We start from the raw sequence: 509 nt of genomic DNA, 5'->3' as shown, positions 1-509 counted from the left end.
CAGCGCCAGGTTCACCACCATGATCATGCCGAAGTGCACCGGGTCGATGCCGAAGCGTATCGCCACCGGCACCAGGATCGGCGCCAGAACGATGATCGAGGCCGAGGTCTCGATGAACATGCCGATGATGAACAGTGCGGCATTCACGCCCAGCAGGAAGTAGGCGGGGCTCTTGAGCACGTCGGCCAGCCAGGCGCCGATCATGTCGGGCACGCCGGCGCGGGTGATCATGAAGGAGAACAGGCCGGCATTGGCGATGATGAACATCACCACGGCGGACGACAGCACCGACTTCCTGAAGATGGCAACCAGGTCCGGCAGCTTGATCTCGCGGTAGATGAACACGCCCACCACGAAGGCATACAACACTGCCACTGCCGACGCCTCGGTAGGCGTGAAGATGCCGCCATAGATGCCGCCCAGGATAATCACCGGCATCAGCAGCGCCAGCGCAGCCTGGCGGGTGGCGGGCAGCACGTTCATCTTGCCGACATGGTCATCCTTGCCAT

General features: G+C 62.5%; 1 protein-coding gene. It reads right to left on the bottom strand.

Annotation, left to right across the window (positions count from 1 at the left end; genetic code table 11):
• On the bottom strand, positions 1-509 hold a 509-nt coding region (locus JK635_RS27905), incomplete at both ends, for a TRAP transporter large permease subunit (protein WP_202652993.1).

Origin of the sequence: Neobacillus paridis (assembly GCF_016765675.1) — a bacterium.
In the GTDB taxonomy this organism is placed as follows: Bacteria; Bacillota; Bacilli; order Bacillales; family Cytobacillaceae; genus Neobacillus; species Neobacillus paridis.
The sequence above is the reverse complement of the archived record's forward strand: the minus strand, read 5'-3'. Positions and strand labels throughout refer to the sequence as shown.